The organism is Polluticoccus soli (genome assembly GCF_029269745.1).
Lineage (GTDB): Bacteria > Bacteroidota > Bacteroidia > Chitinophagales > Chitinophagaceae > Polluticoccus > Polluticoccus soli.
Genome location: NZ_JARJHT010000001.1, coordinates 2,150,395 through 2,171,719, shown reverse-complemented (window position 1 = coordinate 2,171,719; position 21,325 = coordinate 2,150,395). Strand labels below are relative to the sequence as shown.

Below are 21,325 nucleotides of genomic sequence, written 5' to 3'. Positions count from 1 at the left end.
ATTATTCGTTTGTTGTAGTTGCTTTAATAATGCTAAACATTTTAGAATAGTTGTTGGCAAGCTTGACAGCATCCGCACCCGGCATCATTACGGTATTCACTGTCGCTATACTTATAGTCTCAGGGCCAAACCACTTTAACAGATCCGCCTTTATGGCTACGTCACCACTCATCTCACCTTTTACAGAGATAGGGACCGGGAAGTCTAATTGTACTGTCCTCAGTACGTTATTTTCGCCTTTGAAACCACCTGTATGGTACTTAAAAGTTTTGGTAGAAGTGGTCGATGCATTTGAAGATCCCTCCATTTTTGCCATGATGTAACCAGTATTCCAATCCCAGAACATGCCATTACTCGCATCAAGAGCGCCAGCCTGGGCACCACTTACGTTTTTCGCACTGTCCACACCTATTACAAAACTTATTGCTTTGTAATCACCCTGCGGAACATCTTCGAGGTGGAAGTGTCGCGAACCGTTGATGCCTTCTTTTACAAGATGGTAACTTTCTTTCTCAACGTAGTCGTTGCCAGTTGCAGCTATCAGCCTGACATTACTTATGTAATAATTAAAAATAGACACTGTAAACTGTTCATTCGCTGAGTTGGTATATGTCGTGGTATTCAGCTTTAGTGAGTCGTTGCCTGCAAAGTTGACAAAATTGATGTGTACCTCTTTTTGGGTCGGAGGTGGATCTACAATAACCGGATCATCCTTTTTACGGCAACCAGAGGCCAGCAAGCCAAGGGCTGCAAGTCCCATTAGAACTGAACGATAATTATTTGTCTGCATAATATTGTAAGACATCTAAGTTACGGATTCAGTTGGAATTTGGCGCTGGTTAATAGCTCGTTAATCGGGAGTTAAGTTGCCGTTAAACACATATGGGATTACCCAAAATGTTAGAGCTCAGCGGTAATATTGCGTTTACAAATACAAAACAAAAAACTAATAATAACACACAAAAGTTGCCCGCATGAAAAAGATCAAACTTCTAGTTGCCGTTGTAGCAGTGATGTTTTTTTCAGCAGATGCATTTGCTCAACAATCATCGTCTGCCAGTGCTAATACCAGCGCTACAATCATCCAGCCAATTGCCATTAGCAAAACAGTCGATATGAACTTCGGTAACATTGCAGTTCATAGCACAAACAACGGTACCGTGGTACTGGGTACAAACAACAGCCGTTCTCAAACAGGAGGTGTTACACTGCCACTGGCAACACCTGGAACTGTAACATCTGCGGAATTCGATGTGACCGGGGCGGCAAACTATACTTATTCAATTACCCTGCCCTCTACTCCTGTAGTTCTCGATGACAACAACGGACATAACATGAACGTAACCACGTTTGTTAGCAATCCGTCGCCAACGGGCACACTTGACGCAAACGGTGAGCAAACCATTACAGTGGGTGCTACCCTGAATGTTACAGGTGGTCAGGCGCCAGGCACCTATGACTCTGACCAGGATTTCCAGGTAATAGTAAACTACAACTAGTATATCCTCATTTGCCAATAGAGAAAACGCTGTTGTTGGCAGCGTTTTTTTGATTTAAAGAGCTTTATAAAGCAAGAAAAAAAGCAATGTAAAGTATATCCCAAGGGCATAAGCGACCGAAAGTAATATCGCTTAACCTGACTCAGATCCAACACGCAAAAAACAACGTTCTTTGAAAACAAGCAACGGAAACAGAGAGAAGAGAAATTGGCTAATAGCAGCATTGGCAGCGTGTCTAATAATTCCTACCAATGCCATAGCCCAGGGTTTGCTGGTAATGCCGCGGAGAGTAATATTTGAGGGCACAAAAAGGACACAGGAGTTGAATCTCGCTAATTCAGGAATGGATACAGCTAAATATTCCATTTCGATAATAGAGATCAGAATGAATGAGGACGGCACGTTTGACCAGGTTAGCGATACAACAGCCGGTGTTGCCAGCCTTAGTAAAAACCTTCGCATTTTTCCACGAACTGTTATCCTTGGGCCGAATGAGGCGCAAACGATCAAGGTACACCTAACAAACACAACAAAGCTGACAGAAGGGGAATACCGATCGCATATTTACATCAAAGCGCTCCCCAAGGAAAAACCAGAAGGAAAGCAGCTGAAACGAATGGTCTCGAACTTATCCCTGAAGCTCACGCCTGTTTTTGGTTTGACGGTGCCAGTGATCGCAAGAGTGGGCACTTATGCTGGAGGCGTTACATTTTCTGGTGTGGGTTTCGAGATGCCCAGCGATAGTCCCCGCATCAACCTGGTGCTGAATAGGACAGGAACTATGTCTACCTACGGCAATCTCTCTATAGACTACGTGCCCGAAACAGGAGAGCCGATTCGCCTGGAAGTTGTTAAAGGCCTGGCAGTATATACTCCCGTGAAAACACGACGCCTGCGCGTGAACCTGGCAAAGAAAGAAAAAGTTGACTTTACCACCGGAAAACTCCGGATCATATACAACAACCTGGCTGGGGACCGCTTGGTAAATACCGCGCAAGAGGAAATCCCGTTACAGGTAGCAACACAACCACATTAAATTGACAGAAAGAATACCATAAACCGCAAAGAATAACTCCTAAAAAATGTGAAGATGAAGAGGAGGATAGCTTACCTGATATTGATAACAGTTTTTGCCAGCCTGCGCGGCATGGCACAGACCGTTGTTGTTACAGACGACAACAGCGTAACTACAGGCGATGCGTCTTCGGTGCTGGATGTTAAGTCAACATCAAAAGGATTTCTTGCTCCGCGCATGACGGAAGCACAACGCTCTGCAATAAGTAATCCTGCCACCGGCCTGTTGGTATATCAAACTAATAATACTGCTGGCTATTACTATTATGATGGTTCGGCCTGGTTAACCATTGCAAAAGGCGCAGGCTGGACGGCATCAGGAAACAATATTTATTACAATACGGGCAAAGTTGGTATAGGCAATACATCACCTGCCGAGGCGTTGGATGTAACAGGCAACATCAAATTCAGTGGGGCGCTAATGCCAGGAAATGATGCCGGCACAGCAACATACTTATTAACATCTGGAGGTGCAGGCGCCGCGCCAACATGGAGCAATCCGGCCAACTACTTTGAATCTTACGCCTGGAAACTGGACGGCAATAGTGTACCCTCTCTTAAAAAAATAGGTACAACATCAAACTACGACCTGCCATTCATCACCAACAATACAGAAAAAATGCGCCTCACCAGCGGGGGGTACCTGGGCATAGGCGTGGACTCGCCTGCTGCACCTTTGCACGTTGGCCGAACTAGTCCAACATCGGGCATTACCCCCATTGCGCTTTTTGAAGAGACAAGAGATGCCGGACTGAGCAATAGCGTAGTAATGATGCTCGGTAATAAATCGATCAGCAGTAACGCTACTAAATTTCTTATAGGAAGTACCTCCAGCTCTAAGCGTTGGATAATGGGTACCGACAAAGACGGCAACAACTCCCAGAATTTCTATCTGTGGGATGATAACTCGGTACTGGCGCGACTCTTTATAGACGGTAGTAACGGTTATACCGGTTTAGGTACTGCCTCACCAGAAGCATTGCTACATATCTATTCACATCTACCAGCGTCCTTTGATGTTCCTGCGGCTCTATTTGAAGGAGAATCAGACGGCGGAACGGTTTCTCTTACATTGCGTAACAATTCCGGCGCCAGAACTAAAACTGCATTTATATTCGGAGGTTCGTCAAGTTCTTATCAATGGTCGTTGGGCAACGATGTGCAAGGCAATAATGAGCACAACTTTTACATTTACGACGAAGCGAGTTTTAATACAAGATTCTTTATTGACCAATCGGGTTATGTAGGCATTGGCAATATCCTGCCGACTGAACTGCTGGATGTTTCAGGCAATGTGAAATTCACCGGCGCATTGATGCCAGGCAACGAACCCGGCACTGCTGGTTACGTCCTCACTTCGGCCGGCCCCGGTAACCCTCCAACCTGGGAGCAGCCTGCAGTTGGTGGTGGTAACAGTTGGGACCTTGACGGTAATACATTAAGCGCGACAAAAACATTGGGTACGAAGTCGGCTCACGATCTTCCTATTATCACTAACAACTTAGAAAGGATCCGTATAAAGTCAGATGGCAAAATCGGCATTGGCAATAGCACCCCAGCAGAAGCGCTTGACGTAACTGGCAACATAAAGCTAAGCGGCAACATTAGCGGCGGTACGTGGAATGGTACTATAATTAGTCCAACTTATGGCGGAACGGGTGTTAACAACGGCACTAAAACAATTACTCTTGGCGGCAACCTTACTACATCGGGTGCCAACAACCTAACATTTACAACTACGGGAGTAACCAATCTGACGCTACCAACTTCTGGCACTTTGGTGAATAGCGCTGTAACGTCTCTCTCATCATTGGCAACGGTGGGTACGATTACATCGGGAACCTGGAATGGAACAGCGATCAGTCCAACTTACGGTGGTACGGGAGTAAATAACGGGACCAATACCATCACACTCGGCGGTAACCTTACTACATCGGGTGCCAACAACCTAACATTTGCTACTACCGGGGCAACCAACCTGACGTTACCAACTTCCGGCACATTGGTGAATAGCGCCGTAACGTCGCTGTCGTCGCTGGCAACGGTTGGTACGATTACATCGGGAACCTGGAATGGAACAGCGATCAGTCCAACTTATGGTGGTACGGGAGTAAATAACGGGACCAATACCATCACACTTTCAGGAAACCTTACGGTCGGAGCAGTGTCGAATATTTCAGGTAATCTATCTGTCACCTCGGGAAAAACGCTAACTGCTACTAATTCGTTGACCCTTGCGGGCACCGATGGCAAAGGCATTAATATCGGCGCGGCCACAGCTAACAGGTTTTTGATCGGAGATGGCACTAATATGATATTGTCTACGTCGACGATCCCAGGCAATGCTGGCTCGACAGCAAATAAAGTGCTGCTGTCAGACGGTACAAACTATGTGCTCTCTACGCCAACATTCCCTAATGCATCGGCCACGACTGGCAAGATGATCAAGTCTGATGGGACTAACTGGATAGCATCGACCGAAACTTATGCCGCACCAGGCACCGATGGCAATATAATGGAGTCTGACGGCACTAACTGGACAAGTGTAGCCAACCCATCAGAACCAAAATGGGACACCTATAAAGTATCGGGAGCAAACGAAACAACTACCAGCACCAGTTTAGTCGACATCGCAGCTCTCGTCACTTCAACTTTAGCCACTAATACTTCTTATGAGTTTGAAGCAGTACTTCGATGTGGGTCTTCAAGCAATGCAGGTACGCGTTATGGCATAAATATCACCGGAACAAGTCCAGCTGGCTATGCGATCATCACCGGAACAACGAATGCAACCACGGCAGTATCAGGCGCTATCACATCGTTAAATGCTGCTTTCGGCACGTCGTTATTTACTGCGTCCAATATTGGGATCGTTATTATCAAAGGTATAATAGTAACAGGAACGGGAAGCCCGGTTTTTTCTATTAAACACCTAAAAACTACAAACGGAACGGCAACTGTGTATGTGGGATCCATTCTTAGGATAAGACAGCTTTAATGTAAAGTGAAAAACCTTTTAAAAATATTATCCTTTACACTTCTCGTGATACCGGCGGATTCTCACTGCCAGGGCCTTATTATCCCTTCAGGTTCATACATAATACAAGATGGCGGCAATTTGATTATGGGAAAGAACTTTACCAATAACGGATCTTTCACTCAGAACAACGGCACACTTGTTTTTAGTGGCACCACGCAGACCATGAACGGTAGTACTGCGACTACCCTTAAAAATATTTCCGTTAGTAATAACAGCACAACAACTGTTTCAACTGCGGGGCATTCTTTGACTGAAGTTCTTATCAGCAATGGAACTTTAAATGCCAGTGGAAACCTCACGTTGTTATCTACTGCCAGCAAAACCGCCCTTGTAGACGGATCAAGCACCGGCGATGTTCTTGACATCATCATGCAGCGATATATTCCGTCGGCATACGGATATAAATATTTCAGCTCTCCTTACCAGGCTGCAACTGTAAATGAATTCAGCGACGAGGTAAGCCTGAACGCTAATTTTCCACCCGTGTATCGGTACGAAGAAGATAACAATGCAACCGGTTGGTTCTTTCACAAAGAACCAACAGACGCTTTGACCCCATTAAAGGGCTATGCAGTAAACTTTGGAACTACAGGAACACCCGTGACAGCAGATATGCGCGGTGACGCTAACAACGGCCCAATGTCCGTGCCTGTTTCTAACAACAACAGAACCTACACGCAAGGATTCAACCTCGTGGGGAATCCCTATCCTTCACCTATTGACTGGAATGCGTCTACCGGCTGGACACGAACAAATGTCGACGATGCTATTTACTATTTCGACGCCAGCAATTCTGACCAATACAATGGAACGTATAGCTCCTATATCAACGGAGTATCCAGCAATGGTATTGCGAGCAACATTATTCCTGCCATGCAGGGTTTCTTCGTCCATGTTTCTGATGGAAGCTACCCGGTATCGGGAACGCTGGGCATGACCAATGCAGTCCGTGTGAATAATCTTTCACCATTCTTCCACAAGTCTCCCGGTAAAGACAATCCACTGATCAGGATAAACGCCCGGTATAGTGGTGTCAGCAAGGATGATGCGACCGTGATCTATTTCGACAAGAGCAGTCAAGCGAATTTCGAACTTCAGTACGATGCACTGAAAATATTAAACACAGACTCCGGTGTCCCAAACTTGTATGTCAGTGCAACTGACGGCAATAAATTGTCGATTAGCGCTATCCCTTACCCTTCAGACAGCATTGACATTGTTCCTCTTGGCCTGGAAACCAAAACTGATGGTGAAATAGAATTCACCGTATCAGACATTGAAAACATGCCAGGTAACACCTATATCTATTTTGCCGACTCAAAAAACCGGATCGTTTCTGAAGTAAATGCAGGAAGTAAATACAAATCACAACTTCCAGCCGGAAAGCACGAGAATCGATATGCGATAGTCTTTAGCAAAAAAACATTGGCTGGCGATATTTTCTCCAGGAATGAACTAAATGCTTATTCCTCACAAGGGAAGTTATATGTTTATCTCAACCTCATCACCGGCGACAAAGGAACCCTCACACTTGTAAACACCTTGGGGCAAATCATAGCAAAACATGAACTCAATGGCTTTGGCTATCATGAGATCCCAGTACAATTGAGCAATGGAGTGTATATCGCAAGCTTCTATTCTCAGAATGGCGTGTTCTCTAAAAAAATGTTCTTGGGTAACGATTGATGGTACTAAAACAACGATACTTATTAAAGCTGGTACTCCTGCTAATAGCATACACGTATGTACAGCATTCTTATGGACAGCAATTGCCCCCAAGACCAATAAGTATTTATACTAGTCCAACACAAGGTTTATATTTTGGCGCGTTTTATCACGGTATGGCTGGTGGTTCTGTAATAGTCTATCCTGACGGGTCGCGCACAACTACAGGAGATGTGATACAAGCCAGCCTGGGATATACTTATGCTCCAGCTATTTTCGAAGTGGAGGCCGATCCCGGGACCCGGGTTGGGATAGCCAATTGGCCGATCGCCGTACTTACAGGAAGCAACGGAGGAACAATGACTGTACAGTTGGGACCGGCTGATGTTGGAAACTCATTCATCGTGACTACCACTCCTCCGGACAGAATGCAAATACGCATTGGAGGAACGCTTACGGTAGGCAATAGCCTTGCCAATCCTGTGGGAGCTTACAACGGTCAATTCTCTATAATCTTTATCCAGGAATAAAACTGGAGTGACGCCAACATGATAGCCAGCAGGGAACAAATAAAGCCGAAGCGTATTTTTTTATCGCTTCCGTGTCTGTTCTCACGCAGCATTATCTTTTTGCTGTTTATCATGTTTTTCAGCTCTGAAATATGCCGGGCACAGGAACCTGAATATGAAGAGATACTGGTGTCTGTCAATATTCAAGGCATGGGGACTATAGAGGTTCCTGCCCTCATAGACAATAAAATACTTTACCTTCCTATCACCGATATTTTTGATTATCTAAAGATCAAGAATGAACCGTCACAGAATTTTGATTCAGTAACCGGCTTCTTCATTTCGCAGGAAAACACCTATATCATAGACCATGTCAATCAAAAAATATTTTTCAAAGGTGTAGAGACAAAGCTGGCAAATAATGACTTATTAAAAACTGAAACCGGCCTATACCTGAAAAGCCCGTACTTCGGTACTGTATTTGAACTGCCCTCGGTATTCAACTATCGTGCACTGTTGGTAAACATGAGTTCGAAAAATGAACTGCCTGTGATGAGGGATACACGACTTGAGGCTATACGTGGTAATCTGCGCAAGCTGAAAGGAGAGATAGTAGCCGACACCGTTCTGAGAAGACTGAATCCGTGGATCCATTTTGGTATGACCGACTGGTCTGTAATTGGCGCACAGCAATCTGATGGGATGAGGGATACACGCGTGAACCTTGGCTTGGGAGGAATTGCATTGGGAGGCGAGGTGAATGCCTCTCTAAACTATAGCACAAGCCTTCCGTTTAAAGAAAAACAACAGTTCTACTGGTGGCGATATGTGAACAATGACGCAAAAACGGTTAAGCAGGTTGCCTTGGGTAAAGTTCCTGTGGCTACGGTAGCCTCTATCTATTCGCCGGTTTTAGGCGTACATGTCACCAACATTCCAACAATTGCCAAACGCTCATTTGGCTCTTACAGGTTGAGCAATATCACCGAACCGGGATGGATCGTGGAGCTATATGTCAACAACATACTTGTTGACTATGTAAAAGCCGACGAAGCTGGCTTCTTTACTTTCGATGTGCCGTTGGTATATGGAAACTCTGCAGTAAAGCTTCGTTACTATGGTCCTTTCGGTGAGGAACGATCGAAGGAGGAAAATATCAGTATTCCCTTCAACTTCATGACACCCGGAAAATTTGAGTACGCAGCTACTGCAGGCGTGGTGGAGGATGATAGCTTAAGCCGTCTCGCACGCGGAGGCATCACGTATGGTCTCAACCGGTTTATCACCATTAGCACAGGGGTAGAATATTTATCATCGGTTACAACTAGTCCGGTTATGCCCTATGCCGCTACTGCGATACGCCTTGCGTGCGGCCTCCTCATGTTTGGCGAATACAACTACCAGGTTAGAGCAAAAGGTGGGATATTTTACAGAACGGTCAACAACTGGCAGTTCGAAGGGACCTATACCAATTACACCAAAGGCCAGAAGGCAATCAATAATAATGCGGAGGAAGAGATGCGCGCTGTCGCGTCTGTTCCCTTTAGAATGCGCAAGCTTGTATTATTTACCATGTTTACCTTCAACCAAACAAAACTATCCTCGACAAACTACACTACTACAGAGTGGCTGTTATCAGGCAGCTACAAGCGGTTTGATGCGCGATTCAATACGATCGGTGTATTTGTAAAGGAAACACAACCGAATATTTACACCAATTTTGCCCTGGCCTGCAGGTTACCGCATGGTTTTGTATTTACTCCAGAAGCTCAATACCAATATACAATCAACGAATTCCTTTCAATAAAGGGGCTGTTGGAAAAAAGGGTGCTCAAACGCGGTTATGTCGGATTGTCCTACGAAGAAAACTTCAAAACACATTTTAGGAACTTCGGCTTGCAAATGCGCTACGATTTCGACTTTGCACAGGTAGGATTTACAGGGAGATACCTCAACAATAAATTCTCATTTCTCGAGGCCGCCCGCGGCGGTGTCATGTACGATCAACAAACAAGTTATGCCGGGCTTAATAGTAGCACCAGTATCGGTCGTGCAGGTATCGTCCTGCTGCCCTACCTCGACATCAACTGCAATAACACGCACGATGAAAATGAGCCCAGAGTGTCTGGCTTGAAGTTTCGTATAAACGCCGGACGTGTACAGCCTGAAGGTAGGGACACTACCATAAGAATAACCAGCCTCGAACCTTACAACAATTATCTCGTCGAACTAAACCGTCTCAGTTTTGACAATATCGCGTGGCAAATGCGGAAGACAACACTCAAGGTTTTTGCAGAGCCTAACATGTTCCGTCTTATTGAAATTCCTATTTCCGTAGTTGGAGAGGTAACCGGAAACGTTAACCTAATAAAGGGTGGCATTGAACAAGGGCAGGGTCAAATTTTGGTGTGTATTTACAAAAATGACAGCCTTATTTCGAAAGTACTTTCGGAACCCGACGGCTACTTCAGCTACATAGGGCTTGCGCCGGGAGAATATGTTGCACGAATTGACTCAACCCAACTTCGCAAGATCAACATGATCAGTTCAGGACCACGGCCGTTTACGATCGCAACCACGAGAGATGGCGATGTAGTGGAAGGACTTCAATTTACTTTACGTTCTATTTTCGATACCATTCAACGCGAACAAACGTCAAACACAATCATAGACACCGTTCCTACCAAGGTTGCCAAGGCACCTAAAACAATAAAGAAAATTCCTACCTCAATCAAAAAGCCGGTTACAACAACTGCTTTCAAACCCAAGAACTACGCGTCCTATCCAAGTCCTATGATGGCGGCCAAGCGCCCTACAGTGCCGGAAAAGATTGCGGTCAAACAGCCGGAGAGTAGTAAAAGCAAAGAATCTGCAAAAACATTTAAGCCGGTAGCAGCCAGGCAGAAAAAAGAGACAACTATTCGGCAGGATTCCACAAAAACCGTTGAAAGTATTCAAGATCGGACAGACACCGTCACCCGATCCCAAAATCGTATCTCGCAGTCGCAGAATTCTATGCAAATAATGCCGATCCACACACAATTTGACGACAGCATGCATACCACAGTTAGGTCTGTCGTAACCGATAGTTTTAAAACGGCAACTCTCCTTCCGCCGGATTCGAATGCAGCTATAGACAGTCTTGAAGTCACCGAAGCAAGGCAGAAAACCGAAGGCACGTTTATTAAAAAACTGCGTAGATTATTTGGGACAAACAGGGAAGAATAACATCACATTAATCACAATTGCAAGTAATAACAGACTCAACAAATATTGATAAAAAATAAAAGAAACATGAATACATTTCAAAAATATTCATTATGTTTGTTTGTCAATTTATATCTTACTGTATTATTTTTACTAAACACATTTATCTGCAACCAATACGGATGCAGATTGGCGTAGCTTGATAGAACCCCTTTGATGCATTTATGCCACTTAACCATAAAAGAAAGTCCATGTTCACAACAGGTTATAAATTGAAAAATATCAAGCCTGGAATTAGCGGCAAATTTGTCCTACTTCCTGGTTTAATTGCGTTAGCGTTGTTTGCTCCTGAACGATCGAGTGGACAAGGCAACTTGCTTATTTCCCCGCGAAGAATAGTTTTTGACGGAGACAAAAAAACACAGGAATTAAACCTGGCAAACACTGGCCAGGACACCGCTAAATACCTGATCTCCCTGGTAGAAATTCGCATGAGTGAAGACGGGGCATTTGAAGAAATAAAAGAACCGGATCCCGGTCAGAATTTCGCCAGCAAATATTTACGCTACTACCCCAGGAGTGTTACATTAGCGCCTAATGAAGCCCAAACTGTAAAAGTTCAATTGACGAAAACAGGTGAAATGGTCCCTGGCGAATACAGGTCGCACATCTATTTCAGGGCAGTTCGTACAACTGCGCCTCTCGGCGAAACAACAGCCTCAAAAGATTCAGGAATTTCGGTGAAGTTAACGCCTGTTTTTGGTATCACTATTCCGGTTATTATTCGCGCCGGCGAGTCTAATACGCAGGTAAATCTCTCCGACATCCGGTTCAAAATGACGGGAGACACAATGCCGCAGATCAGTATGGCAATCAACAGGACCGGTAACATGTCGGCCTATGGGGATATTGTGGTTGAGTATGTTTCTCCTTCAGGCACTGCAACTGAAGTTGGCACAGCCCGTGGCGTGGCTATATATACACCTAACGCGCTGAGGCGCTTCCAGTTCAACCTCAATAAGAACGCTGGTGTCAACTATAAAGGAGGCAAACTACATGTTTCTTACTTGGCACAAGCAGAGGGCAAGCAATCCACCAGCAGGTCTCAGGTGATAGCCGAACAATATGTAACACTACCTTAGCTAGCTCAACAATTACTAAAAAGAACAACCACAAGTGGGTGTTCTTTTTTTATGTAGCGAACTATTATACTGCAGGGTGGGTAATAAGTACGTACAGTCAATTTTAGCTGCTCAGACTAACTAATAACTGCATTCAAATTCCTCTTGTAACCGCCACATAAACGCACTAATGCGAGAATATCCGCCATTAGAGATCCCGATTTCTGCATCTTAAATACATTCGATCAGGCTTTCCGTGCTTCAAACGCCCAGTGGATTCATCTGGTTGCGGTTGGATAAGACGATTATCCCCTCATGCGGGCATCACTTACATCCTACGCTGATGGCGATGCCGTAAAATACAAATGGCGGCCTTTGGGGCCGCCACTTGCTTGGTTAATTCCAGTTTATCTTACTTCACCACGTTGAATGGCTTTGTAATTGTCATGCCTGCTGCCGTAGTGGCGCGGATCAAGTAGTGGCCGTTTGCAAAGCTGCTCACGCTCACTTCTTCTTTCTGCTTCATATCTGCATCGCCGCGGTATACTACCTGGCCAACTGCATTAATGATCACCACGTCGCTGAACTTAACATCACCAGTTGAGGTCAGTGTTACATAGTCACTAGCTGGGTTCGGATATACGGTGAACTGTACATCGCCGTTTGCTGTTTCGCCAACACTAACTGGCAGTTTAAGCATGGCTGTGTCAGTACCGCAATCGTTGAACACTACTAGTCGCACTTCGAACTCTGGGATAGAGAACGTGTGCGTTGCTGTCTTAGCTGTGTCAGTTGTATTGTCGCTGAACATCCACAGGTAGTTCTTCACGTCTGTAGGACCACTTGGGCTGAACTGGTAAGTGCTACCGTTCTTCACATAAGAGATACCGAGTACAGTTGGTAGTGGATGAACAGTTACCTGGATGTTGTCTGAACCTTTACAGTTAGGACCCGCATCTACTGCAACAGTGTAAGTACCAGACTGCAGTTTGTTGTAGATCGTGATCTGCTGAGTTGTATCACCTGTGCTCCACAGGTATTTAGCACCGGGGAAGCCTGCATCCAGAACAAATGGAGTGCCTTCGCAGAACGCTGTATCCTGACCAAGATTTACTTGAATAGGACCTTCAGTTACCGCTATGATAGGCGATGTGCTAGAGCAACCCATACCTTTCACCATAACTGTGTAGTTACCGTGTGTATTCACCTGGTAAGTTGGCTGCGTAGCTGATGGTATCAGGTTACCGTTAAGGTACCATTGGTAAGATTGGTTCAACGCTGTTGCTGCGCTCAGTGTCAAGTTACCGCCAGTGCAATAAGTCAGCGGGCCGCTAGCTGATACCTGTGCTGCAGGTGGAGCAACAATAGTTACCAGGAATGCCAGTGAAGTAGCAGTTACGTTAGATGAGTTGGTGATCTTAACAGTATAGTCACCAGCTGCACTTGCTGTGAATGTTGGGCCTGTAGCACCTGGTACATCCACATAGTTGAACTGCCATTGGTAAGTGTAACCGATACCCGTGTTAGCGCTCAGTACCACGCTGCCACCAGGACAGAAGATACCGGAACCACCAGGAGTGATGATAGCTGAGAACAAGGTACCATCTTCAATACCGGTCATGTAGCCCAGGTTGGTCATACCTGCACGGATGATGTTGCGGTTAACATCCACGCTGCTCAGCGGGCTGTTGTATGCCTGCCATGGTTGTGGATTCAGCTTTTTCACCATGCGGATGTTACCTTCTGTTGCAATCGTACCCCTCCAAGGATCTTTATAATAAATATCACTTGTAAAGTCATAAGTACTGTTCGCGGCATTCACGTCTGTATAGAAGTACATGAAGTTTGCACCTGTTGGGAAGCTCGGAGGTATTGTACCGGTGTACTGGCGTACATCTACGGTGTTAGGTATCTGCGAGTTTGGCTTCCAGTCAAGAACCGCTACTGTATCCTGACCGAATGTAAATACTTGTTTACCAACAGCAGGAACAGCAGGAGTAGCTGCAGCCTTAGGCGGTACTGTATTCGGTACGAATTCGTATGCACCTATATCTGGTACACCAGCCGCCTGGGTAGTTACACGTGCGTTGTTTTCCAGGTCTACGTTGTTGCCGTTTATATGAACACCGCGGCCGTTCAGAGACCATGATGCCGGATTATTCGGATCAGGGTGTGCATCTGATGTCGGGCTTACCACACCTGGATCATAACACAATGAGTTCATGTCCTGGCCAACCGCAGTACGCCATGTTTGAAGCGACTGGGTAACACCGTTGTTAGAAATGTGATTACCGCTTGCTGCATAGTAGTTATTGTAGTCTAACGTGACAGGCGTTGTTGGTATATAATACCACATACCGAGTGCGCCAGGCAGGTTGCTATAGTTAGCAAACACGTTATTACGCAGGTAGTTATTGTTGTAACCACTCCAGTAGAAGTATGCAGCATAGCTTGTTGAATACGTGCTGGTAACCAGTGTGGTGTTGTTGTACATAGTGTCATTGCCCATGTAATAGCCATAGCAACCATAACCTGTAGAGCCAGATCCAAAGTTTCCGACAAATGTGTTGTTGTAGAACTTAGAGTAGGCCGAGTTGTAAGTAGACCATGCATAACCGTAACCACCTGTTACAACGGCTTTGTTCCTGTACATGTTACAATATTGAGCATAATAACCCATGTAGTTGTAAGCATAGCTTGGACCAGTAACAACTATGTCGTTATCGTATATATCCATATAATACGGATACATGAAATAGTTATAAACGCCGCTAGGTGCTATTAGGCTGATCTTATTGTTAGCCATTTTACCCCTGATAGTATTAGAACCATTTATGTTCGGGTAATAAACATACAAACCGTAGGAGTTACCAGCATAGTTAATGGTATTACCGATGATATCAGTAGGAGTAGTACCAGAAGCAGCGTTATAGTACATGTAAAGACCGTAGGCTGCTGAAGTCGACGTCATGTTCAGTGTATTGCCGCGGAACTTCGTACCATATGTGTAGTACAAATAAGTACCGTAGTAGTATTGACCAGATATAGCATTACTGTCTATAATGTTCCTTGCAGCAACACCACTTGTGTTACCATTCCAATAGATACCGCACGAACCATTCATGATCTGGTTTTTCAGGATCACGTTGTCAGTACCAGTGAAAACAGTAGCACTACCTATTACGGCAGCGGTCGCTGCAGTTGTAGCAACAGTCGGAGCTTGCAGGATACAACCTACGACACTATCGAAAGAAGAAGAACCACTTATATTCACAACTGTAGCGTTGGTTGCATTGGTTGCTACCATCTTGATCTTCCGCAGTGTGATGTAGTTGATATTTTCCAGGCCAAATACAAAGTTGTCCGCGCCGCCTGTAGCCGCGTGCGTGATAACCACATTACCGGCAACACCAGACTCAGATTGGAAGGTAACCCTATTGATTGCACTGCTTCCTTTCAGCGGGCTGTTGATCTTACCAGCGTCGGTATAGTTACCGTCGCGGATATTGAATACCACAGGGCCGCAAACACCAAACTGGTTCAGTTCGTTAACCGCAGTCACCACATCCGTGTAGTCAGGAGTTGTACCACCGATAGTGTAAGTACCATTCAATGCAGACTTCAGATAGAATTTCAGAGTATCATCTACCGGAGCTGGATCGGTCGTATTGTTTGGATCATAAGTCCATACCACGAAGTTTACAGCATTCGAGTTAGGGAAGTTAATGTTACCCAGAGTCACATTCACCTCATAACCCGATGGGCTGTTAATCGTATTGATCGGAGTGGTGATCGTGATCGGAGTCTGGAGAACGTTGTCTTTTGTCCAGCCTACTTTCACCGTGTTCAGGATATTGTTACCTGTGTTTTTGATCTTTACGATCACAGTCTGCGTACTAGGAGCGCAGAAGATCGTTGTTGGCGCTACCAGTGAAGCAACTGAAGCGTTGTTCGGAACGTCAGTCAGCGTGTGAAGGCCAAAGTCGGTCAGACTTGTTGTAGTGTTGATATTCAGTACAGGATTCGTAGTGCTTGTAGCGCTGGTGTATGGTACCCACGGGTTAACACCATCCTTCTTAGCAAGCCTAAGACCTGATTCACCAGCGGTCAAACCAGTTTGAGGATCCTTATAGTAGAACTTAGTGGTATGCAGGTGACCAACGCTAGGCGTCTGGATATCAGTATAGATATACATTGGGTTCGAAGCAATAAAGCTTGGAGGTTGTATACCGCTGTATTGTCTAACTGTTACAGACGCAGGAACTGTTGCAGTAGCATCCCAGTCAATTGTAGCCACAGTATCCTGGCCAAGTGTAAACACCTGTGTAGTACCTGCAGCAGGAGCTGCTGGTGTTGCAGTAGCTGCAGGAGGAGTAGATGTTGGAACGAATTCATATGCACCCAGATCAGGTACGCCGGCTGCTTTTGTAACAGGACGAGGATTTCCTAATAAGTCGGTGCTGTTACCAACGATGTGCATACCGCGACCGTGCATTGACCATGCTGCTGGATTAGCAACATCAGGACGATAGTCGTTAGCAGCTGGGTTCAGATAACCTGGATCATAAGAAAGCGAGTTGTAATCAGACTGCGTTGCATTCCTCCATTGTTGCATAGAGCTATACGTACCTGCCGCTGGCAATACCAGTTGGCCGATATTAGGAGTAGCACCAGGGCTGTAGTAGTTATTATAATCTCCTTTGTTGTAAGCCCTGTCGTAAATGTAAGCAACTGGCAGTGTAGTGTTGAACGAACGAGAGAACACGTTGTTGTTATATGTTACTACACCTGGATAAGCAGATTCCTGGTTACTGTACAGAACGTATGGAGTACCGCCGGTAGACGCGTTATGGAATGTGTTATTGTACACATCGATAGTACCACCATAGCAATACCTGATGTACATAGCATAGCTGGTACCAGTGCTCTTAGCAACAAATACGTTGTTGTGAACCTTATGGGCACCGTTAGTGTAGTTGTGGTAATAGCCATATACTGTACCGCTGGTGCTGGTAGCATTCACCTTATTATAAGCTACCTCACCGTCATAGTAAGTGCTGGTTGAATAGTTATACCAACCAACAACCGTACCAGTGGTACTTGTAGCGTTAATGGTATTATTGTTCGACTTAAACCACTGACCCATGTAGTTTGCATACAGGTAGGTAGTACCACTAGTTGTGTTCGCGGTTATCGTATTGCCATTAAACTTACAGAAGTTGTTGTAGTAGTGCGTGTATTGATAGTTAGTACCAGTGCTCGCTTGAATATACGTGAATGTATTGTTGTTTGTCTGGCAGTTGTTTGAATAGTACATACCATAGTTGTAGTTATAGTATGAGCCAGTTTGATTCATCGTAACTGCGTTATTTGCAAACGTACAGTTATGAGAATAGTTCGTCATGTACAGGTACTGATAGTAGTTATTGTTTAAAGTGAGCGTATTATTATTGAACGCGCAATTGTTTGAATAACTAATAATATAAGCATAGTTATACCACAAACCCGAAGATGTGTTCGTCATTGTGATCGTGTTGCCCTGTAGTGTAGCACGCTCACTGTAATATGCACCGTATAAATAGTTGTAATAACCGGTTGAGGTGGCCGTCATTGATATCTGGTTATCCCTCACCATAACGTCGTTAGAATAATACGCAAGGTACATGTAGTTATAACCCGAGCTATATGAGTTCGTCATTGTGATCGTGTTATTGCGCACAGTGTCGAACTGATCGTAGTAGTTATAAAGACCGTACTGGGTAGCAGAAGTACTTGTGATGTTAATAGTGTTATTCCTGATCACACCACGTTGAGCCGGGTTGGCTGCGTCACCCCAATAGTATCCGTTGTACAGACCATAATAAGAAGCCGTACCACTCTTAGTTATACTGTTTCCTGATATCTCCCTAAAACGGTTAGTATTATATATATAGTAACCGTAGAAAGTAGAATACGTAGTACCACCAGTAGGAATTGTGTTATTACGCAGTTTCAGTGAAGCGATATTATACAGGTAAGTACCCATATAATATTGGTTCACCAGGTTGTTATTCGAAATGGTCAGATCGTTGGTTGGCGCATACAAGCTGAAACCAAACCAATAGATACCATAAGAACCGTTATTCAGCGTATTGTTATGCAGTACCAGGTTCGAACCCAGGTTCGGGTTTGAGAACACTACCGCCATATCAGTTGAAGTAGATGTTGTAGTAGGCGTGTTCAGAACGCAGTTAACAACTGAGTCATCAGATGCATCTACATAAAACTCTACTGTGTGGCCGTAAGTGGTACCAGTATTGCTCAGCGTCAGGTTTCTAACAGTAACATATCTCGCAGAGTCAAAACGAACAACGTAGTTGTTAGCAGTTGACGAACCAGCAAACGACAGTGTTACGTTAGCAGCAACACCAGTTTCAGCCTGGAATGTTACTCTGTTTACCGCGCTCACACCTGGTATCTTACGCAGCAACATTTGCGTAGATGCATAAGTACCGGTACGGATGTTGAATGTTACAGGACCGCAAACACCCAGTGTATGCAGATCTGTAAGAGCTGCTGCCACAGTAGCATAGCTAGGTGTAGTACCACCAATAGTATATATACCGTTCAGAGCAGCGCGCCTAGTAACAGTTGTAGTATCATCATAAGCAATACCATCAGCCAAACCGTTAGGCAGGTTGGTCCATGCTTTAATAACACGTGCAGGGCCAGCAAAAGTCACGCTACCCAGTGAAACGTTAACTGTAGCACCCGGTGCGATAGTTGAAGCATAGTTAACAGGAGCCTGAGCTACACCATCAACACTCCATTGAATTTGAACGGTGTTGATCGGCGTAGTACCAAAGTTCTTAACATCTGCTTTTACTAATACAGTACCCTGGCAGAAACCTGCTGCCGGATCGGTAATGTTAGTAACGCCAGCGTTCAGGCCGGCATCGATACCCGTATGCAAGCCGAAGTTATTAGTACCAGTTGTTGTAATAATATTACGGCCAATGTTAGCAGTACTTGCAGGCGGTGCATAACCAACCCATGGGTTAGAGCCGTCTTTTTTCGCCAGCCTTAAACCGTTATCAGTTCCACCAACAGTAGTACCTATCCAGGGATCTTGATAATACAGATTTGAAGTATGAGCGAACGTACCTGAAGGCACGTTAATGTCAGTATAGAAATACATGCTGGTAGGATTCAGCGCAGCAATACCCGGAGGCAAAGTACCTGTATACTGTCTAACCGTAATAGAAGCCGGAACTGATGCGCCCCATGCAATTGTTGCTACTGTATCCTGACCGAAAGTGAATACCTGTGTACCGCTAGCAACAGGAGACGCCGGTGTTGGTGTAGCAGCAGGAGGAGTTGCAGTTGGAGTAAACTCATAAGCACCGATATCAGGAACACCTGCCGCAGTTGTAGTAACGCGGGCAGCACCATTGATATCTGCATTATTACCTGCCATGTGAACGCCACGACCATTAAGTGACCATGAGTTTGCATTTGCAGGATCTGGAGCCAGGTTTGTTGTGCTGATATAACCAGGATCGTTTGAAATAGAATTCAGATCCATAGCACCGTTTCTCCATTGTTGCAGCGTTGTTGCGTTTATTGTACTAGGAGATGTACGCTGGATCAGGTTAGTACCTGCAGTGTATATATTATTATAGTCAGATGAAACAAAGTTGCAGTTGTTCAGGTGTACGCTGTAAACTGAAGCATTTGTAGTACGAGAGAAAACGTTGTTACGAAGTGTTGTGTAGTACGGAGTACCGCTGTTTGAAACATAACCTGAACGGTTAGTGCTGGCACCAGTACCTGAGCTATGGAACGTATTATTATAAACGTTACCGAGATGGCTTGTCAGATACAAAGAACCATTGTTAGTACCAGCAGTGTTAACGTCAACTACGTTATTATATATATTGTAGTTGATCAGGCTCGATCCGAACAGACCATAGCTTGAAGAGCTGGTACCTGGATTTATAACTTTTACCTTATTACCGGCGATGGTACCGTTTACGTATGTTGTACCAGCCGACGCATATAAACCATAAATAGTATTGCTGGTTCCTGACGCGGTAGAGTTAATCGTATTGTTGGTTACTGTCAGGCTGTTGGTCGACATACCAATGTAGTTATAGATACTACCGGTAGTAACTGTTGCGTTCGACGTATTATTATTGAACGTCGCGAAATCGTTATAATAACAATAGTATGGATAAACTGTTCCTGTAGTCGCGTTGATAGTAAGATTGTTGTTAGCGATCAGACCACGGCTGGCAGCAACGTTTGGATCGCCGTAGCTATATTGTAAATAGTAACCGTATACAGAACCAGTTGTGTTAACTGTGATGTTGTTACCTGTGATCTTTAAGGCATTGTATCCATAGTAGCTGTAAACTGGATAAAACGTTGAATATGGAGTCGAAGCAGTGATCGTATTGTTAGATACTTCTACATTGCTGTGGTAATACATATACACACCATAGTAATATGGATTGGTAAACGTATTATTGGTAATAACGTGATTTTTGGTTAGTGTAGTATTACCGATACCATACATGTAGACACCGGCGCTACCATTGGTAAACGCGTTACCTGCAACTACGTTATTAGAACCAGTATTCTGGTACATATAAACGAGCGACATATACTGCGAGGTAGTTGTAGTAACAGCTGCATTCATGTTACAGTTTGCTACTGAGTCAAACGATGCAGCATACGGCATATCTACCGCAGTACCATATGTAGTACCTGAGGTATTCATCGTCAGGTCTCTGATGGTAACGTAAGAAGCGTTGTTCAGCCTGAAGATGTAGTTATTCGTAGTGGAAGATCCACCAAAGTTGAAAACCACATTGGCTTTGTTACCAGATTCTGACTTGAAGGTAACACGGGCTGCTGGATTGGCACCTGAGATCAGGTTGATCAAAGCCTGATCGCCTGTGTAAATACCGTCCCGGATATTAAATATCACCGGTCCGGACACACCAAATTTGTTCAAGTCAGCAGCTGCTGCGGCCAACGTTGCGTAGTTAGGACTGGAGCCCCCGATAGTGTAAGTACCCGATAAGGGCTGGGCAAATGCAGGAATAGCCGAGAGTGCCAACAATAGTGACACCAGGCATAACTGCCGTAGGTTGTTAAAGTGCTTCATTTACTCCTATTTTAAGAACGTTTATTTAAATAAAATTTAACAGCTAGTGTTAACGTAAA

The 21,325-nt window shown here is 44.8% G+C and carries 9 protein-coding genes; 7 read left to right on the top strand and 2 right to left on the bottom strand.

Annotated features, from left to right (window positions below; translation table 11 throughout):
- Position 1 precedes the first annotated feature (1 nt).
- A complete protein-coding gene (locus tag P2W83_RS09490) occupies positions 2–805 on the bottom strand; it encodes an MbnP family protein (RefSeq protein ID WP_276133481.1) in 804 nt (267 codons plus the stop codon).
- A 169-nt stretch (positions 806–974) separates the two neighbouring features.
- Here P2W83_RS09490 and P2W83_RS09485 point away from each other — a divergent pair, with 169 nt between their 5' ends.
- From P2W83_RS09485 to P2W83_RS09455, 7 genes are all read left to right on the top strand, one after another.
- A complete protein-coding gene (locus tag P2W83_RS09485) occupies positions 975–1,499 on the top strand; it encodes a DUF4402 domain-containing protein (protein ID WP_276133480.1) in 525 nt (174 codons plus the stop codon).
- Positions 1,500–1,671: 172 nt separating this feature from the next.
- Complete coding sequence (locus tag P2W83_RS09480; RefSeq protein ID WP_276133479.1) at positions 1,672–2,535, top strand: fimbrial biogenesis chaperone; 864 nt, start codon at positions 1,672–1,674, stop codon at positions 2,533–2,535.
- A gap of 54 nt (positions 2,536–2,589) precedes the next feature.
- Positions 2,590–5,571: a beta strand repeat-containing protein gene (locus tag P2W83_RS09475; protein ID WP_276133478.1), complete on the top strand. Its 2,982-nt coding sequence runs from the start codon at positions 2,590–2,592 to the stop codon at positions 5,569–5,571.
- Between the two features lie 126 nt (positions 5,572–5,697).
- Positions 5,698–7,299 carry a T9SS type A sorting domain-containing protein gene (locus P2W83_RS09470; RefSeq protein WP_276133477.1) on the top strand — a complete coding sequence of 534 codons (1,602 nt, stop codon included), beginning with the start codon at positions 5,698–5,700 and terminating at the stop codon, positions 7,297–7,299.
- Positions 7,299–7,808: a DUF4402 domain-containing protein gene (locus P2W83_RS09465; RefSeq protein ID WP_276133706.1), complete on the top strand. Its 510-nt coding sequence runs from the start codon at positions 7,299–7,301 to the stop codon at positions 7,806–7,808. Before P2W83_RS09470 ends, P2W83_RS09465 begins: the two co-directional genes overlap by 1 nt.
- A 111-nt stretch (positions 7,809–7,919) precedes the next feature.
- On the top strand, positions 7,920–11,015 hold the full coding sequence (locus P2W83_RS09460; protein ID WP_276133476.1) for a dihydrolipoyllysine-residue succinyltransferase component of 2-oxoglutarate dehydrogenase complex: 3,096 nt from the start codon (positions 7,920–7,922) through the stop codon (positions 11,013–11,015).
- A 230-nt stretch (positions 11,016–11,245) separates the two neighbouring features.
- Complete coding sequence (locus tag P2W83_RS09455; protein WP_276133475.1) at positions 11,246–12,136, top strand: fimbrial biogenesis chaperone; 891 nt, start codon at positions 11,246–11,248, stop codon at positions 12,134–12,136.
- Positions 12,137–12,527: 391 nt separating this feature from the next.
- Here the strand turns inward: P2W83_RS09455 and P2W83_RS09450 are convergent, their stop codons facing one another.
- Complete coding sequence (locus P2W83_RS09450; protein ID WP_276133474.1) at positions 12,528–21,266, bottom strand: right-handed parallel beta-helix repeat-containing protein; 8,739 nt, start codon at positions 21,264–21,266, stop codon at positions 12,528–12,530.
- Positions 21,267–21,325 lie beyond the last annotated feature (59 nt).